This window comes from Vreelandella sulfidaeris (assembly GCF_042429665.1).
Lineage (GTDB): Bacteria > Pseudomonadota > Gammaproteobacteria > Pseudomonadales > Halomonadaceae > Vreelandella.
The window spans coordinates 69,910-88,692 of the sequence record NZ_JBHMAC010000006.1 but is presented as its reverse complement, the minus strand read 5'-3'; the positions used below and the strand labels follow the sequence as shown (position 1 = coordinate 88,692).

The 18,783-nt window shown below is 55.3% G+C and carries 13 protein-coding genes; all 13 read right to left on the bottom strand.

The genetic code is table 11. From position 1 onward, the window contains the following. Window positions 1-37: 37 nt before the first annotated feature. Complete coding sequence (locus ACFFLD_RS03900) at window positions 38-1,075, bottom strand: hypothetical protein (RefSeq protein WP_386036446.1); 1,038 nt, start codon at window positions 1,073-1,075, stop codon at window positions 38-40. Window positions 1,076-1,297: 222 nt separating this feature from the next. Next, window positions 1,298-2,491, bottom strand: a complete 1,194-nt coding sequence (locus ACFFLD_RS03895; protein ID WP_386036449.1) for a hypothetical protein — start codon at window positions 2,489-2,491, stop codon at window positions 1,298-1,300. Window positions 2,492-2,590: 99 nt separating this feature from the next. Then, window positions 2,591-3,202, bottom strand: coding sequence for a hypothetical protein (locus tag ACFFLD_RS03890; RefSeq protein WP_386036452.1), 612 nt, complete (start codon window positions 3,200-3,202; stop codon window positions 2,591-2,593). 191 nt (window positions 3,203-3,393) lie between these two features. Continuing rightward, a complete protein-coding gene (locus tag ACFFLD_RS03885) occupies window positions 3,394-3,768 on the bottom strand; it encodes a hypothetical protein (protein WP_386036455.1) in 375 nt (124 codons plus the stop codon). 99 nt (window positions 3,769-3,867) lie between these two features. After that, window positions 3,868-5,082 (bottom strand): hypothetical protein, encoded by a 1,215-nt coding sequence (locus ACFFLD_RS03880; RefSeq protein WP_386036458.1) that lies wholly within the window; start codon window positions 5,080-5,082, stop codon window positions 3,868-3,870. Beyond that, window positions 5,082-8,651, bottom strand: a complete 3,570-nt coding sequence (locus tag ACFFLD_RS03875; RefSeq protein WP_386036461.1) for a hypothetical protein — start codon at window positions 8,649-8,651, stop codon at window positions 5,082-5,084. Before ACFFLD_RS03875 ends, ACFFLD_RS03880 begins: the two co-directional genes overlap by 1 nt. Before the next feature lie 11 nt (window positions 8,652-8,662). Beyond that, window positions 8,663-9,490, bottom strand: a complete 828-nt coding sequence (locus ACFFLD_RS03870; RefSeq protein WP_386036464.1) for a DUF4123 domain-containing protein — start codon at window positions 9,488-9,490, stop codon at window positions 8,663-8,665. Continuing rightward, on the bottom strand, window positions 9,490-11,574 hold the full coding sequence (locus ACFFLD_RS03865) for a type VI secretion system Vgr family protein (RefSeq protein ID WP_386036467.1): 2,085 nt from the start codon (window positions 11,572-11,574) through the stop codon (window positions 9,490-9,492). The genes ACFFLD_RS03870 and ACFFLD_RS03865 overlap by 1 nt, the downstream gene beginning before the upstream one ends. Window positions 11,575-11,578: 4 nt before the next feature. After that, the gene (locus tag ACFFLD_RS03860) at window positions 11,579-12,118 is read right to left on the bottom strand and encodes a hypothetical protein (protein WP_386036470.1); all 540 of its coding nucleotides are present in this window, start codon (window positions 12,116-12,118) and stop codon (window positions 11,579-11,581) included. Beyond that, window positions 12,112-12,996 carry a type VI secretion system PAAR protein gene (locus tag ACFFLD_RS03855; protein ID WP_386036473.1) on the bottom strand — a complete coding sequence of 295 codons (885 nt, stop codon included), beginning with the start codon at window positions 12,994-12,996 and terminating at the stop codon, window positions 12,112-12,114. The genes ACFFLD_RS03860 and ACFFLD_RS03855 overlap by 7 nt, the downstream gene beginning before the upstream one ends. A 71-nt stretch (window positions 12,997-13,067) precedes the next feature. Next, window positions 13,068-13,655 (bottom strand): GNAT family N-acetyltransferase, encoded by a 588-nt coding sequence (locus ACFFLD_RS03850; protein WP_386036476.1) that lies wholly within the window; start codon window positions 13,653-13,655, stop codon window positions 13,068-13,070. After that, entirely contained in the window at window positions 13,639-17,286 is a 3,648-nt protein-coding gene (gene tssM / locus ACFFLD_RS03845; RefSeq protein WP_386036479.1) for a type VI secretion system membrane subunit TssM, read from the bottom strand. Before tssM ends, ACFFLD_RS03850 begins: the two co-directional genes overlap by 17 nt. Window positions 17,287-17,323: 37 nt before the next feature. Next, on the bottom strand, window positions 17,324-18,775 hold the full coding sequence (gene tssA / locus ACFFLD_RS03840) for a type VI secretion system protein TssA (RefSeq protein ID WP_386036483.1): 1,452 nt from the start codon (window positions 18,773-18,775) through the stop codon (window positions 17,324-17,326). Window positions 18,776-18,783 lie beyond the last annotated feature (8 nt).

Below are 18,783 nucleotides of genomic sequence, written 5' to 3'. Positions count from 1 at the left end.
TGATTGAACCGATGGCATATCTTTTATGAGGTTTGATTCAAGCTGTGAGTGACGTTTCCTCGGCATAGACCTCGGCGAAGATTGCTGTAATAGGCCGGTTGGGTTGTTGCGCATGGCGATGTTTGACTTCTTTTGATAGGCGCGTCAGCTCTTCACTGGGCTTGGCCCACTGCTCTTCGGCCAGGGGTTTTGACCACTCATCAAGGCTCGCCGGTAACGTCTTCTGTCCGGCCTTTTGGATAACGCGTATTTCCCATTCCGCCAGATGGAAGGGAATCGTCCATAGGTCGAGAATGTGCCACAGGTACCACATAGTGACCGCGAACAGACCTATCTCGCCCTCGCGGTAGCGGCGGTGCAACCGGCGCCGGGCATTATGGAAGGTGTGTACGCCCTCGTAGGGCGGATCACCGGGGCGATGCAGGCCGTGGGGATCTTGAATTTCTTCCCGAGTGTTGACCTCGTACTCCATGTAAGCCCGCACCGCTTCCCAAAGCCCTAAGGCCAATGGCATGCCGGGCTGTGATAATTCAATAAAGTGTTGCTGTCCGGTTTCAGGTTCGATAAAGCCGACCCCTAAGCCATACTGACGCTGCACACCATATTGCGTTACCCCCTGCGCTTGAGTCACCCAGGCTGCCACGTTTTCCCAGGGCACGATGATGGGCGGTTTGCCGCCTCCCGGTGCAAAGGCGACCTCACGGCGCTGGCGATGAAAACGGGTGGGCACAGCCTCACGGAACTTGAAGTGGTAGTGGGCTTTAATCACTAAGGCTAATAGTAATACCAATGTCGAGAACACTACGGCTTGAGCAAATACCTCATTAAAGAGCCCAGCAATCCCTGCGTAAAATAGTGCGATATCCTTCCCTATTATCCACATTAGCCCCCCCCCCAACATTGGAATAACAAAAACCAACATTAAAAAACCTATAAAGGGTATGCCTAACGTAAACTGCCAAGTGAAGGGAGTAGGAAGACTGCCTCCGAAATCTAGATAGGCATCGTTGACTTCACCAATGGCCTGATTAAAATCCAAGGGGGCTGTTCCGATAGGCAAGGGAGTCGGCGACAAATAGCTTACCTTGCCACCAGGAAAAGGCTTAACATCACCAGCCCGTTGGGGCAGGCCCGATATTGGATCGGAAAACGCTATGGTGTATGTCTTTTTTACCATTAGATACTTAGTCGTTGCGGGTGGCTGGAGCTACAATGATTCGGCCGCCAATACCAATATCATGCCAGTTAACATTAGCGGAGTCCGAAAGTAATCAATGAAAGCTTACCGCAACCGCCATTAGCGTACAGTGTCGTCGTTATTCTGATGTTTCGACACATCCTCGGAAGGCGGCGCTGATGCCGGGCGATCAATGAACTTGCCTGCCTTCCAGGGGAAACGGCCAAAGGCATTCACGTCTTCTGGTTCGCCCTTGCGGGTCTCGCGGTAGTTAGGTACTGAAAGCTCCATCAGATCCGGGCGGCCGCCCCAGTGGGTAGCATCCACCTCGGCGCGATGCGTATCGCGCAGTGCTTTGAGCTCTTCCGCGCTGCTATTGGCATACAAATCTCGCCAGTAAGTCGCGGGGCGGCCACGCTTATCTGCTTCGTCATAGACCTTAGTAGTGGGGTCGAGGTGACGGAAGGGCTCCACCTGGGAAATATCTGGCAATGGCTGGGAGACATCCATATAGCGCTGCAGCATATCCCAGGCGGCATAGAGCTGAGCAATGCTGCCATCCACAGTAAAACTAAACTCCAGTGGATCTTTGGTATGAGGCTGTTGACTGCGATGAGGGTAGCGATGGATCAGTTTGAACGAATGGAAATGTGAGCCTTGAGTACCCACTCGCATTTCGATATAGGCATCAAACTCGTAGAAAGGAAAATTACCTCGAGAGGATTTGACCATGCCCGTACGCCGACAAAAAGCATAATCGTCCGACCAATTACGGTTGCCTTTATAGAATTTTAATTCGTGCTTTTCCCAAAGTTGAAGAAGAAGCGTGGCTCCCCCACAAAAAGCCGATACAATGGCAAGAGGTATAAGCCCTTGTATCCATATATCCGCAGCAAAGATGAATAGCGGGGTTCCAAATGCAACTATACCAGTAAACATCCATCCACCGCCCACCCCCCCTCCAGCTCTAATAAAGCTAAATCCATGAGAGTAAATAACAAAGATAAAGCGTATCAAGCGATAAGTCATACCAATATTTTCATCAACCCGCTTTGACCAGCGCTTCTCGTTGATCATAGTATGATCGTGATAATCACTTCCCATATACTCGTACTCTCGAAACCAGCTTTCCGAGTATTGATGAGTGGTTGGGCTTACATGTAGATAGCTTCCCCAAGGCAGGCGGGTTTCGAGAATACGTCCGCGCAGCATCTCGTTCTGGGGAGCATAGCTTTGTTCGGGGATTTCATCAGCACGGTAAACGGTTTCGGCATAGCCTTCCACTGGCGTTAGCGGTTCGTTTTGCAAGCTCATCGGCGGCGGCCCTGCTTGATCCTATTCAAACTATTCCCGAGGAAAGCGTGTACACCCTCTCCCCGGCAGATAATCAATATACGTTTGGCGCTATGGGTATTAGCGTGCAGTGTCGTCGTTATTCTGACGATTCGCTACCTCCTGGGAAGGCGGCGCTGCTTCCGGGCGGTCAACGAACTTGCCTGCCTTCCAGGGAAAGCGGCCAAAGGCGTTAACGTCTTCTGGTTCGCCCTTGCGGGTTTCGCGGTAGTTGGGCACGGAGAGTTCCATTAAGTCTGGACGCCCACCCCAAAGGGTGCTGTCCACCTCGGCGCGGTGCGCCTCGCGCAGCGTCTTAAGCTCTTCCGTGCTGCTATTGGCATATAAATCGCGCCAGTAGTTAGCAGGGCGACCACGTTTTCCCGCCTCATCATAGGCCTTGGTGGTCGGATCGAGGTGACGGAAGGGTTCAACTTGGGGAATATCGGGCAATGGCTGACTGACATCCATATAGCGCTGCAGCATATCCCAAGCGGCGTATAGCTGGGTGATACTGCCATCCACCGTAAAACTAAACTCCAGTGGGCGCTTAGAAAAGGAGTCTGGACTGCGATGAGGGTAACGATGAATTAATTTAAGGGAATGGAACTGCGAGCCCTGAGTGCCTACAGTCATCTCGATATAAGCATCAAACTCGTAAAAAGGAAAGATCCCTCGAAATGTCTTGACCATGCCGGTGCGCCGACAGAAAGCATAATTATCCGACCAGTTGCGATTGCCTTTATAAAATTTTATCTCATGCTTTTCCCAAAGCTGGCGTAGAAGAGTTGCAGTGCCGCAAACCGCAGTTACAATGGCTAAGGGAGTAAACGCCTGAAGTAATGTATCAGCTGCAAATATGAATAAAAGAGTACAAACAGCAGTTACACCAAAAATAAACCATCCCCCCCCCCCTTAAAACTAAAGCCATGAGAGAAAATAACAAAAAAGAACCTAGCGATTCGGTACAGATCGTTGACATCTTCATCGACTCGTTTAGACCAACGTGACTCGTTGATCATGGTGTAGTCATGATAATCATCGCCGATATATTGATACTCCCGAAACCAAAGATCAGAGTATTGATAAGTAGTAGGGTTTATACCTAGATAACTGCCCCAAGGCAGACGGGTTTCTAGTATGCGCCCGCGCAACATCTCGTTTTGAGGGGCATAACTCTGCTCAGGAATAGCATTGGCGCGGTAGGCGGTTTCTTCGTAGCCTTCCACTGGCGTTAGCGGTTCGTTTTGCAAGCTCATCGGCGGCGGCCCTGCTTGATCCTATTCAAACTATTCCCGAGGAAAGCGTGTACACCCTCTCCCCGGCAGATAATCAATATACGTTTGGCGCTATGGGTATTAGCGTGCAGTGTCGTCGTTATTCTGACGATTCGCTACCTCCTCGGAAGGCGGCGCTGAGTCCGGCCGATCAACGAACTCGCCGGCCTTCCAGGGGAAGCGGCCAAAGGCATTCACGTCTTCCGGCTCGCCTTTGCGGGTTTCGCGGTAGTTGGGCACCGAAAGCTCCATCAGATCCGGACGACCGCCCCAAGCAGCACTATCGACTTCAACACGGTGTGCTTCACGCAGTGCTTTGAGCTCTTCCGCGCTGCTATTGGCATACAAATCGCGCCAGTAAGCCGCGGGGCGGCCGCGTTTACCCGCCTCATCGTAGGCTTTGGTAGTGGGGTCGAGGTGACGGAAGGGCTCTACCTGGGGGATATCGGGTAGCGGCTGACTAACGTCCATATAGCGCTGCAGCATATCCCAAGCAGCGTATAGCTGGGCGATACTCCCATCCACGGTAAAGCTAAACTCCAACGGGTGTTTGGTATGCGGTAGTTGACTGCGATGGGGGTAGCGATGAATCACCTTAAGTGAGTGGAACTGAGAACCTTGAGTCCCTACTGTCATCTCGATATAAGCGTCGAATTCATAAAAATGAAAGTCTCCGTTAGACGTCTTCACTATACCAGTACGACGACAGAAGGCCAGTTCATCTGTCCAGTTACGATTGCTTTTATAAAATCTAAGCTCGTATTTTTCCCAAAAGTAAAGAATGAGAGTGGCAAAACCACATAATGCAGTGACGCTCAGCGGCACACCTAGAAGTACAAAAGGAAATTGAGGTTCCTCAACAAAAAGCTGTCCTATCGTTACTATCAAACAGGCAAAAATTGCGATGCTTGTAAATATCACCCCTCCGCCGGCCCGCCGCCCGCCAGGAAGAATAAAGCTAAAGCCATGGGAGTACAGAAAAAGCAGGAAACGGCATATACGATATATTGCGCCTAAGTTCTCATCGACATATTGTGACCAGCGTCCCTCATTGATCATGGTGTGATCATGATAGTCATCGCCAATATATTCGTACTCCTGAAACCAACTTTCCGAATACTGATAGGTAGTTGGGTTTACTCCCAGATAACTGCCCCAGGGCAGGCGGGTTTCGAGAATACGCCCGCGCAGCATCTCGTTCTGGGGAGCATAGCTTTGTTCGGGAATGTCATCAGCACGGTAGGCGGTTTCGGCATAGCCTTCCAGAGGCGTTAACGGTTCGTTTTGCAAACTCATCAACGGCCTCTCTGCTGTTGCCATACCCAAGTCAATGCCGAGGGATGTGTTGTAAAAGTCATTTCGTCCTCAATAGGTCGATAGGTTCTGCTGGCCCGATCCCAAAACTGAATGCTGCCTTGGCCCGTTAGGTCGTCAAGATATAGACGTACCAAGCTAGCTTTCTGATGATACTCCCGTGTGTAATCCGGCTCATGCTGGAAACGACCATGGCTATTGCGCAACCAGCGTGGGTCTACACCTAGATGCGAGCTGGGAATACCCATGCGACGCCAATCACGGGGCAAACTGATTCCCAGATAACGGATAGCCTTATCTTCAGGATCTTCCGCCTCAGCCGAGGCTACTAAACGCTGCCCTTTTACGACAGGGTAATACTGATAGGTGAAGCCCATATCAGGTATTGGTGCCAAGTAGTCAGCGCTAACTCCTAATGGGGGAAGCTGGAACTCGCCATAACGTAACCCGGCGCAGCTGAACTTGATCGCGATATCGCAGTCCGCAAAGCGCGGAGACCGGCCAGCTAACGCTCGAGGAGATATCAGTTCAGCATAGGTATCATGCAAGCCCTGCAGTAGGTAAAGATAGGCCTGATGGGGACTACCTCTTCTTAACTGTTCCAGGTAATTATGAATAGTGACTGAATCCTGGTCATCTTCTTGCTCAGAGAGCTTCGCAAGGCGCCCTTCAAGCTCATCGCGGCGGCTGCCAAACGGACCATACTGTACCCAGAGAGAGAAACCGTCATCGCGGCTATTGGTTGCCAAGTATTGAAAGAAAACGGAGGCCGCCAGGCTAATTACGGTGATGGGTACGGGCCTTGATGTACCAATCCAGCCAAGCACACGATTAAGCAACTGATAACGTGTTAGCTGAGCTTTGGATATACGCCCAGCGGCTTCACCAAAGCCTGAACCATAAACAGTAGCTACTCCCATTGTAGCGGCTTGAGCGCCGGTCAACCATGCAGCTCGATGCTCGCCTCTTTGGGCAAGTTGATAGGCATCATTGGCCACTAGGGTGGTGGTCAATAAGCCTGCTATCAGTGTAGCGAAACCGCGCACTCGACCAGCTTCCCCCATAGCTTGGCGCCAACCATCTGTACTAGTGTAATTATAATCTAGAACATTGTTGACCTTAACGGCCCAGCCCCATTGGCTATTGGCCAGCTTAAGACCCTGAGCACTAAGAAGGAATACATCAACAGAAGCACTACCGATTTTTGCAATACTCTCAATGTTCGGCTCAGTGATGGCATCCGCGCTACTCTTCGATACATTAATTATTTCTAGTACCACCAGAACTGCCCAGAAAGCTGTATATCCGGTTCTTGCCCCATAAAAACGCCACTCACTCGTTTCACGGCCAGTAACGCGAACGGTCTGGCTTCCGGGCGAAGATACGGCATTCCCACCCAGTGCATTGGTGGTAGCAGTGGCCTGGAGTGCAGCACTGGCCTGTGCCATTTCTGTGGTCACTACATGGAAATCGTGAGGGGCGAGCCAAACAACTTTACCTCCCCTCAGCTCTGCCTTGATCGACAGGCCTCCTCCTAATGCGCCCTTTAACTCAGCATAGTCTGTGGCAATATCTATATGCATAGTCTGGCCAAGCTCAAGCCAGGGAATTGCAGCAATCAGCGGAGGGAGTGTGCTGAGAACAACGGCGTCAGCACCATTGAGCAACTGGCGCATGATACCTGCTGTAGGATTGGCTTCTTCGACAAGTTGGTTCTGCAGAGCCAGTAGGTCGTCTGCCGTCATCGTGGCCGCGCTAGCTTCTTGTGAAAGTATCTGCTGCGAGGCCTGGGTGATGCGATCCAGGTCTCGTGCATAGGCTTCCCCCCAACCATTTTCTATTTTGCACCACTCAAGATCGAATAGCAGGGATGAGGCAAGATGTTCGCCCTTATACAACGTATCCAAGGTCGAGCGACAGCGCGTAGGTGATTGATAATCACTCAGCTCGTCGGTTGTTCCCTTCGGGTCAAACGGCTGAGTTCCGTTGAGCAGGAGATCAATACTGCGGGCCAGGATGACATAAGGCTCAAGCAGGTTGATGTCATCAAACAGCATGGCATCGTGCAGTGTGTGAACCAGGGCACCCGGCGCGGTATCGTCCCATAGATCGGCCAGTGCAGATAACGCTTCATCGCGTCGTAACCGCGCCAAGCGGCGCTCTTCGATTTTGGTCAGCCGTGAAAACAGGCTTTCTCGGCTCCTATCCAATCGGCGATCCAGCCAGTCATCAAGATAGCGTGGATTGTTTTCACCATCAGGACCTTTGTCCATGAAGCAGTTGGCATGCACCAGTTCCGCCGAAGCGCCATGGGGGTGATATTTCATGCTTTCCGCCAGCACCATCAAAAGTTCGGTACTGGCCTGTATATCGGCGATGAGGTGTTCGGTTGCCTGCTTGGGGTCACGCAAGAAAATACAGCAGAGCTTCTGATCGCGTAACGGCGCCAGACAGTCACCTGTGGCCGCCGGTGTTGGCATGAGCGCCAACTGGGCTTCTTCGGCCTGTTCCTCATCCGGGCGCAAGGGGTTGCACCACTGTTGCAGCAACGTGCCACGTAGCGCTGGTGAGAAGTTGCGCTGCTTTTTCGCCATATCGATATCCGGCAGTGTGGCTTCCTGCTCATCGGAATCGAAGAAGGCTCGCTCGGAGGCGAGCTGGTCAAGCAGTGCATTCCAAACTTCTGTAGTAGGATCTTCAATATAGTCGCGTGGGCTGCCCCACGCTTGCTCATACACGGCATCGCGGGCGCGCATGGGCGGCAACCAGTCCAACCAGGCTTTGCCCGCACATTCATCACGATTGACCTCAAGCCCGTGCTGGTAGAGGTTTTGCCCCTGCCCTTGAAGCATGACGGCAACAGAGGACTCGTTCAGCGCTAGAGGCTGGCAACGCTTTTCGATCAGGTCTGGATTGGCTTCCAATTGTTCAATATGCGCCCAAGGCCAGGGATGGTCAGAGAAGGCCAAGCGTACATTGGCGGTCTCGCCATTGAGCTTGAGCGGTAAATGCAGGTGTGCCAAGGCAAGCCCTGAAAACTCCCGTACTGTCGGTACCTCGCCCTGCTCACGGTAGGCCGCAATATCGCTATCGAGAAATTGTAATGTGCCATTAACGAGACTGGATGCGACCAACTCACGAATCAACCGCCCCTGCAGAAATACGTAAATGAAACCACCACGGCAAGGCCCTGCTGCCAACTCATGGTGGTCGAGATACAGCATAGGAACGGTCGACACCATCAGATTATGCTGAAAAGCCCGTTGCTTGGGGATCAGGCCACATTGAGAAACTTCTTCTACCTGAAGCAACGGTATCTCGATATCGCCTATCTTCTGTACTAGGCGGTAGTCTGCCAGCTCCTCTTCTAAAAACTCTTTCTGTGACTCGACAATGGGTCCGAAACGCCCCTCCGACGCATCTCCTTCAACCAGGCGCTCAACGGCATCGTCTCCCTGATAAAGCCAGTATTCGTTCTGAGCGTTATCTTCATGATGGCCAGTGATTTCCAGATAGATTGCCTTGGGGCTGCATGCGTGGTTCTGTGGCATTCCTGTGTCCTTTATCGTGTCATCGCATCAGAGAGAGGGGCATTCGCGTACGCGCTCAACTCGTTGACAAACTGTTCAAGCGTATCACTACGCGCCAGCATACTTTCTACGTTTTCAACCGCTTGCTTACGCTTCAGGCTGACTTTCCAGGTGGCGTGCCAGTAGTGTTCCAGCTCGCGCCAGAGAAACGTAATATCTTCTTCTCTTTGCAGCAGGTCGAAACGGTGTAAGGCATCTCCCAGCAGTGCCGTTAACCGTGAAAACTGCCTCAAGCCTGCAAGCCGCTGCTGAGTGATGTTATCCAGTTTTAATGCCTCGCTCGGCTCGGTCCCTGTACTGTTAATGGAGTAATAGCGCTCATGAATGACATCCCCCTCGCGTTGGCATAGCGGCCAATGCCAGCAAGCGTCCTCGCCCATCAGTGCTAAGCAGTTGGCAGGTGAAAGCAGTTCCTCGCCCAGCAGTAGATGCAAAAGGGCAGGCTCATGAAAACGCAGTAGTCCTACTCCGCCTCCAAGCGTGCGGATGGTAAGCGCTGAAGCCAGACGCTCTTGCATCTCATCAATCGATTCTGGGGTATCGATCACTACTGATGCGGCTTGTCCCACCCACTTGAAGCCATAATGCTGCCAGACGTTATCATCGTGCGTGATATCCAAAAGCACCGGCCCGCTATCCCGCACCACTTGGTAAGGCGTGCCATCGTAGAGCCAGCGGAACATGGGTTGCTCCGTGATGGCGTAAAAGCGGCGCAACACCTCGCCCTCGGGCAGGCTAGCCGTATCAACCAACCAGTAACGATTATTCCTTGGTTCAGGTAGGTTTAATGCGTAACGCATTAGTTAGCCCCACCCCGACACGGGCAGTCAGCCAAGGGACAACTGCCATCGGTTTGCTTTTGGCATAGTTGCACGATGCTGGCTTCTACTGCAGATGCTTCCAGTAGTGCTTCATGAGTCACGTGCGGGGTCGCTTCATGCGTCTCCGCGACCGCCTGCCCCGGTAACTGCGGCGCTTGCGCGGCTTGGCCACTCCCTGAACCCGGGCTACCACCGGAGTTGATCTTGACCTGCGGGCCGACAATGGTGACGCCGCTGGGGTCGATTTTCAGGAAGCTGCCGCCGGCTTTCAGGGTGATCTCGGCGCCGGCTTCAATCACGACCTTCATCCCGGCCTTGTGGTGTATCTCCTGTCCGGCTTCCACCAGCTGCGCCTGGCCGAACTTTTCATGGCGGGTGCCGTCCACGGTGAGGTGGTCATCGCCGTCTACCTTGCCGTAGCGATTGCCGTGCACCGTGTGGTGGTCGTCATTATCGATCTCGCTGATGCGGTCGTTATGCACCTTGAGGTGGCTGTCGTTCTGGATCTCTTCGGTGCGGTCGTTAAGCGTTAAAAGCTCCAGGTCTTTCTGGGCGTGCAGCCAGATCTGCTCTTCGCCCGCTTCGTCTTCAAAGCGCAGCTCATTAAAGCCTTCGCCCTTGTGGCTCTGGGTGCGCAGCACCGTGCGGGTCTTGTGCTCGGGCAGCGGGTACGGCGCGGTGTTCACGGCGTGATAGGTGCGCCCGGTCACCAGCGGCTGATCCGGGTCGCCTTCGAGGAAAGAAACAATCACCTCATGGCCGATGCGCGGTATCGCGATGCTGCCGTAGCCGCCACCGGCCCAGCCTTGTGCCACACGCACCCAGCAACTAGCGGTGTCGTTGGGTTCGGCGTAGCGGTCCCAGGGGAACTGGACTTTTACCCGGCCATGCTCATCACAGTGAATCTCTTCGCCTTCCGGGCCCACCACAAATGCGACCTGAGGGCCGTCCACGCGGGGCTTGGGATTGGGTGTGGCGCGCCAGGGGGCGTCGCCGGGCATGAGCGTGACCTGATTCACGTAACGCGTCATGCCGTTGGCATCGGCCTGGGTCATACCATCTTCTTCCAGCGCCTGGGGCTGTTCGCCCGTGTGGCGCACTTCCACTACCTGCCAATCACGATTAAGGCTTTCTGTATCGTGATCGGTCAGGCGAAAGCGCACGCCGGGAGCGAGTTCCGGCAGGTCGCTTTCAGCACTCGCGGTGATCGCTTCACGGCGCAGCTGCTCCAGACGGATACGGGTGAACGGCTGGCCCGAGGCATCCTGTTTGTAGCGGCCGGGGTAATCGAAGTGTTCGTAGTCGGCTTGCTGGCCGTGGGCTTCCACGTCGCGGCCCAGGTGTTCGTGCAGCTGGGCGTAAGCCGGGTTCTTGAAACTGTAGTCTTTCAGCGTGGCGGTGGCCGCCGCCACGCGGGCGGTGTGGCTGAGTTTTCGCACATGGCGCGTGGGCGCAGTGCCGCCGGCGCGGCTGTGGTAGGTGCGCTCGCCCAGGCTTGTAAGTACCTGGGGATCGTCAGAGAACACCAGCCGGTGAGTGCTCTCTTCGCCTTTTTCATCAAACAGATGAAAGTAGAACAGGCCCTCTTCGGCGGCCAGGCGCTCGATAAACGCCAGGTCGGTCTCGCGGTACTGCACGCAGTATTCGCGCTCCGGCAGCTCACGGGTGACGGCGAAAGCCACATCGGTGATGCCACGCTCGTCGCACAGGGTATTGATGATGGTGAGTGGGTCGACTTTCTGGAAGATACGCGAGTTGTGGCGCAGCGAGAGCCGCCAGAGCGCGGGGCGCAGCACCAGGGAGTAGAAGGTGCGTCGGTGGCCGCGGTCGCCGCGGCCAAACTCGCTGACGATACCGTGCACTCGGCGAAGCGGCTCGCCGTCCTGCCAGATGGTGAGCAATGCTTCGCGGTCCAATAGCTCGGCAGCGTCCAGGCTGCCGTCGCGGCTGGCCAGGTTAAGCACCAGTTCAAACGGCTGGGAGAGCGCTTCGCGGTGGGTAAAGTCGATTACCGCGATGTCATCAACATCGGGTAGCGTTAGGGTGAATTGCAGGCCTGTCATTACATCATCCTCTGATTTCGTTATTTAAGCAGGAACCAACATTCTTATTAAAAGAAAGTGGATCATCACCGGAGGAGGTTCTTTCAAGTCTGTAAAACCACCCGTCTAAAAACATCCATAGCTCATCTTCCACCACTTCAAATATATAAGGGAATTCACTGGATTCTTTGCTATAAACATTCAACGTTTTGATATTGTCTCTTTCATGACCATAGCCGTAGAAATCCCCAAACCTTTCAGCTGAACTAGGAACAACACCCTCATCATTTGATACTAAGTGGTCTTCCATTTCATAAATAGGGTTTTCATAGATCGTTCCATCCCAAAATGAAAACTCACTTTCTTTTACCGCCACTAGCGTATTGACCTGTTTAAAAGCGTCCTCACTACTCGTTAGACCGCCACGGTAGCGTTCAACATTGGACACGACATAGATCCCATACAGCCTTTCAAGCGTTTCATTTTTTTCAACAACATCAGCATTAATGGTTGATAAAGGAATAAGAACAAAAAAAGATATAAGTGCTTTCAATACATTTACCATCTTTCGTACACTCCCTTTGAAAACATCTCCCACTCTGCTGAGCGCCGATTTATGAGCCCTTTATTCACTTTTCCTTGAGAGATATTCCATGCCTTCCACGCATTTTCAAGAGAAGAGTAAGGTGTTTTAGCCTGAGGATCGTTTATCAACTTAGCTGCCGATGAGGAGCTAAAGCCGCTAGCTCCAGCGTTATAAGCCAGCATAACAGCAGCATCAAATTGATGAGACTTAAGGGAGATTTTAATAACACGGTTGACTATATTTACGAACGGTGCAAGGTCATCAACAAACAGTTGTTCGGCTTGTTCAGGGGTGATGCCACGTTGGTAGATCGACCATTCTTGTTGCCCGACAAGATGCCCATAGCCAATAGTGGCACCGGGTGACCACCGGTCAATATCCTCACCTGTTTGATCGTCATAAGGCATCAAGCGCAGCCGCTCAATACCCTTTAACCATTGCTCACCGTTAATACTTAAAGCCATAGAACCAGAATGACTAGCGGCTTCGGTATCAGCTGACTCCGGCGTGGGTGAGCTGATCGCCGTTGTCATAAAAGCCATTGCAGAAGCTCCAGTAGCCCCAAGGATATCGCCCCCCTCCCCTGAGCCAGAACCAATGACCATGCCACCGCAATCGACTGCGTGGCCGGTCAAGGCCGCTGGTTTACCGTCAATCAGAATCGTGCCGGAACCTTGGGCAATCGCCCGTGGGTGCATAGAGTGCTTGGGTTTATCATGGGGCTCCAACGGGTCGCCCACCCGTGCCACTGGTTTGCCATCCATGATCACCGTGGTGCTCCCCGCGATGACGGGGGTAGGCGGAAAACCATCGTGGTCGGTTCCTATATCACCAACGAGTACAAATTTCTGGCCCATTATCACTGCTCCTGTTCCGGTCCCGCGTATTCGTTCTACCTGCCGCTGTGCGATTGTGCTTACTTGCTTAGTTACTCATCCCACTGGGCGGGAGCTTCATAGCTTGCGACTTCCAGGGCATCCACGTATTGACGGGTAAAGCCTGCCGCCTCCAGGCTGTCGATGGCCGAATGGCAGGCCAGCGGCAGGCGTGTTTGCAGCGGAACCCCGCTTAAACTGCGCCTTACTGCCATCATCAGCCTCGTGCCGTGGCCGCTGCCTTTCCACTCCTGGCTGATGTAGAAAAACCTGAGCTGCCAGGCGGCTTCGTCATCTGGACGGCAGGCAAGCACCATGCCCAGTGGCGGGCCGTCACCATGACGCAGCGCCAGCAGGCGACCCTGCCAATAAGCCACCTGGCCATTGTCCCGCTGCATCCACAGCTGCCGATTGACGGTGAACTCAAGCGCCCGGCGCAGCGTGTCGAGCACACTTTTATCGCGCAGCACCCAGGGAGAGTGGCCTTTGGCATCGGCCTGATACACCGCCTCGATAAAGCTATCGATGTCTTCGTTACGCGCCTCCACCAGCGGGTGTGAACGCTTTACCCCATGGCGCTTGTGGCGTGCAGTTGTCTTGGCTGAACCAGAGGTAAACAGCTGCTTAAGTTTGGTCAGCATTGCTACCTCGCTCTGCGTAAAGGGCGGAAGGTAGTTGGAAACCTGCCGCCAGCGGACGCGTGAAGGGGTTGGGTGCGCCACTGGCAAACAGCCGATAGCGCATGGTACCGCCATCAACGTTGAATCTTAGCTCAAGCTCGCGCTCGCTCACGCTGGTGATATCGGCCTGCTCCAGTAGCCGAAACCATGCCCAGGCGCCATCCTGGGAAACGCTACGCGGTGAGCGGTTCACTTCGCTTGGCACCATGGTGAGTCGGCTTTCGGTACCGCCACGCAGCGCATTTGGCCAAATCATCGACACCCGCTGGCTGGCACTGTGGGCATACTCGATCAGTTGGCCATCGACACTAATGACGCTGCGCCGCTTGTCGGGTGACAGGCTGATGGGCTCGAGCGCAAACTCCACGTCCAGCGCGCCGTCACGGCTGAAGTAGGCACGCCTAATTTGCTCTGCCTGCTGAATGGCGGTGTACAGGCTATCGCGTAGCAGCGAATTACCCTCGGCATCCACCAGGTACTCAGGCGCGCCTTCGATAAAAGGCTGCAGGCTATCCTGATAGAAGGCATCCAGCGTGCCGCCGGGGGCGAAGAAGTCTTCGAAATCGCTCAACGCCACTTCCTGTGTGGCGTTGGGCGCCAGCGGGTAGCGGCCCGCCAGGCGCTCCTGGTAAGGCGCGACCACATCATCGAGCCACTGGTTTTCAAGATGGCGTGTGGCGCTTGCCATCATCAGCTGCCAGCTTTGATCGGTCAGGTTATGCAGCATACTGGCCACCGGCTCGGGGGTGTTGTCGGCAATGCGCTGCAGGTTGTAGATGGGGTCGTTGCCCCGCAGTGATAGCCGGTCACGCACGCTGACAAAGGCGGCACGCCCTGCGTTACTCGACTCTTCAATTTCCAGCAGGTAATCGCGCAGCGCCGTCACGGCGGTTTTGATTTCTTCAAGCGAGGAAGGATTATCGTTGCGCGCCTGGCTCAGCTGATTGATCGGCGTAAACGGCTGCTCAATGGCAAACGCAAGCTGGTAACGCTGCGATTGACGTAGTGCCTCGCGGGCCTGTTCGTCGTCTTCGGGCAGCTCTGGGTAGAGGCTGGTATTGCGCTCAACCTCGGCCAGCAGCCTATCAAGCGGGCGCTGACTGCCGACCAGGGCATCCGCCACCACAATGGCCTGGTGGATATCCGGCAGGGGCACTAGCTGAGTATCACGCAGGGCATCGCGCCAGCTGGCATGGTAATCCGCCACGTAGTGCTCGCGCAGGGCCACCTGCAGTTGCTGCCTGTCGGCATCGCTGAAGTTGATGTTATCGCGCTGACCCAGTACCCACGCATCAATCAGGGCAAGCTCCGTCGCCCGGTCAAGCTCCTGCAGGAAGTAGTTTTCAAAGCCTTCACGGGTGAGCAGGTGTGGCAGGCTCACATTCTCTGGGTCATCATTACGCGACATGAACACGGTGTTGAATAACGTGCCCACGCTGCGGCGCAGATCCAGTGGCTCTCCGTGACGGTTGCCTGCGACCTTCAGCGATGCGTATACACGCTCGTCGATGGCCTGGCGCGAAAGCTCCTGCTGAGCAGCGGCAATGCTTCCCTGAAGCGGCGCCATGGCCTGCTCGGCGCTTGGGCTTCCTTCAGCAATACGGCCTTCCAGGTCGCTATGCTCGAGCGCGTAATCCAGATGCACCAACAGACGCCGCTGAACCTCGCCCTGCTGGGGAAAGTAGCCCTGCCAGCGGTTTGCCATAAATCGCTCGACGCGTTCCGGCTGACGGCCACTGGCATCCGACATCATGCGCAGCACGCGCAGCAGGGAAAGCTTCGTGTTGCTGCCTTCGTCAGCACGGTTCATGTCGTCCATGATGCCGATCATCAATGCTGGCAGGAACTGACGCTCCAGCATGGCGAGATAGGCGCGTTCTACCTGAGCACCGATGATATGGCCCTGATACAGCCCCATATCCGCCAGGTACGGTGTATGTGTACGGTATCCATCAAAGGTTTCCAGGGCATGGCGCAATCGGTCAAGCGGGTCGAGAAGCTCAAGACCGGTAGGATCATCGCTCTGAAACGCTTCAGGCTGGGTGGCCAGGAATGTTTCAGCGCGCTGCTCAACTGCCGCCAGCGACACGCTGTTTTTCTGGTAGAAGTGGGTCCAGCCGCCCACCAGCCCAACGCCCAGCACAAGGCATGCCGCCAGGCTTGCCTTGCGCACGCGCCTGCGACGCTGGGTAACACGGGCGTTGTCGCCGGCCAGCCCCGCTTCGGGGTAAATGACCTTCTCAAACAGCTCTTCGGTAAAGTAGAGAGCGCTGCGCGTGGCTCGATGGGCTGGCTGCACGCTGTCATCCATCCCGTAGCGACGGGCTGCGGCGTCCACGAACGGGTCTTCCGGCACGCCCTGCTGATACACCGAGGTAAAGTAGGTACCGCGCACCATGGCAGCGGTTGAAAAGCGGTCGCTGGAAAGCGCTTCGGTCAAAAAGCCAAACAGCACCTCGCGCAGCCCTGCCAACTGGCGCACAAAACGGAATACCGACTCGCGCTCTTCACGGTCGCGGCACTCGGAAAGCATGGTGGGCATCAGCTGGTTCAGGCGCGTCAGCATGGCGTCGTAGTCAGCCTCGAACTCGGCCTCCCACTTGCCTGGGGTGTTCATGGAAGCTGGGGTAAAGGTAAAGCCCAGCGGCGCCCGGCGGGCAGCGCGGGAGTAATGGCGAAAGAAGTCATCAAAGCCGTGCAGCAGGTCCATCTTGCTGAAAGTGACATAGACCGGCAAGCGGGTGCCGTGACGCTCCATCAGTTCGCGCAGCCGGCTACGCAAAAGCGCGGCATAAGCCTTGCGAACGGCTACCTGCGCATGGCTTAAACGGGCAAGGTCCAGCACCAGCACGACGCCATCCAGCGGGCGCTGGGAGCGATTGCGCTCAAGCCAACCAACAAAATGATCCCACAGCCTGCTTTGAAGCTCCTGAGGTTCGCCACCTTCCATCGCACCCTGGGTTAAAAGCTCGCCGTCCGGGTCGATCAGTACCGCCTTGTCGCCGATCCACCAGTCAAAACCGAGCTGGCCCTGCTTGCTGCTCTGCCCCGAGGCCTTCATGACATGGGTCAGGGCAAAGTTCTGGCCCGAGCGGTTGATCAGGCTGGTTTTACCGGCGTTCTCAACCCCCATCACCAGGTACCACGGCAGGCGATAGCGGCTGTTGCTGCCTCCAAGGCTCTCTGTGAGCTCATTGAGCACCTGATTCAGCGAGTCTTCCTGACGCTCTACCTGAGACATGATCGGGTCTTGCAGGCGTGACTCTTCCTGCTGACGCTCTTCATCCAGGTTGCGCAGGCGCCGGGCAAGGCGTACCCCCCAGATAACGGCCACCAATGTGACAACAGCCAGCGTGGCCAGCAGGCGATTGGTGAGCGGTGCCAGGGGCATCACATCACGCACTTCCCAGCTTGGCCCCCACCACCAGATAGCGACCACCAGAATGATCAGCAGTACCGCCCACAACAAGGTTGAGATCCGCAGGAGCCCCTTGGCTTTATTCCCGTGAGCGTTGGCCCGGTTTTTTGCTGTTTGTGCCCGCGACAAGCCAGGCACCCAGCGGCTCAGCTTCGAAGTTATAGTTGACCACATTAGCCTTTGTCCCTCGTCCCTTTAATGATGACCATTGTCAGTGCGTTTCTTGAATCGCGGCTTTAAGGCGTGATACCAACGCGGGTTCCCACTGCTCTAACGCCAGTTCCGTTACCGTCTGGTACAACGTGCGATAGTGCTGCTGCGCGAGACTTTCCAGCTCCGTTTCATGCAGCAGATCCGCACTGGCCAAGCGCCAGTACGCACTTTCTCTTGGTGTTCTGGCACTGCTCAGGCCTTGATCAAGCACCTTGAGCGCCATGCCTAAATCGCCGCTGGCCACGGCTTCGCGCGCTTCTTCAAGCCCGGCGTGCCAAGCCTCGCCCCCCCCTGCCGAACCGCCACTGTTTTCGTTGCTGTATAGCCAGCGGGTCGTTTCTTCATCGACAAATAAAGCGCCGCTGTTGAAGGTGAGCTTCTCGATACCTGGCAGACGCTCTACAAACCGCTGCGTTTCATCACGGATTGCCTCCGCGCAGCGGGTGTGGCCAAGCTGCTTGGCAAGCCCGGCGCTTAGCCGGTGCCCTTCCAGCCAATAGGGACTTAGCGCCAGGCTATTTTCGATACGCTGCCAAAGCTCGTTGTCGCCCCCCTTGGCAAGCGCTTCGCGGTAATCGGCGATGCGGTCCGCCGACACCGGCGCAAGCTCGGTTTTGCCGTTTTCCTTGGCCGCGGGCAGCGCTTGAATCGTGCTCCAGACCGCGTAGCGACGCAGGCGATAGGCCAGCGGTTCACTCGGGGACTGTTCGCCCAGGAACTCCGCCATCTTGAGCAGTGCCTGACGGTTCGAGCGCTCGTTGCCCGCCTCCAGGCGAAGCTCGGGGGCCTTGGCCGCCGATGAGGCGGTGGCTGTCTGCTCCCGACTCGCGGCGGGCTGGCTTGCCGACGGCTCGGGTGGCGTTTGCGACGCGGCTTGCGCTGTTTGCTGGGTCGGGCGCTGCGCCTTTAGCTGGCGGCTTAGTTCGGCAAGCGCCTCATCCGGAAGCGACTTTTCAGCCACCTGATGTTCAAGTTCGGCAAGCGATGCCTGGCATGCTTCAAATTCATCGTCGGCATTGTGGAAGTCGAGTGTTGATACGAGCTTGACGCTGCGCTGAATCAGTTGCTGAAAAAGCCTGGGACGCATTTTGGCGCCGCGTTTTCCTGCAAACGGGTAGGCATGCTCCCACCAGGGCTGGTCGATACTGCGGGCAAGCAGCCGTAACGAAAGCGCAAAGCGCACGCCGTTACTTCCGTGCTGCATGCAGTGGATTAAATGGCCCAGCACTTTCAGGTCTTTGCTACGCTCGCTCAGCATACGAATAGCCAGCGTTTCGGCGGTCTCCCACTCCACATTGGCATGCTGGAGGGAGCCAATCTTCATCATTTCCTCATCCAGCAATAGATAGTCGTTACTATCTTCTAAAGGCTCGCCCACCGGTGCGCCCTCATCATTGGCGGCCAGAGGGGCCAATAAGGGGTCCAGGTGTGACTCGGCGGTAATGCGCATAAAAACTC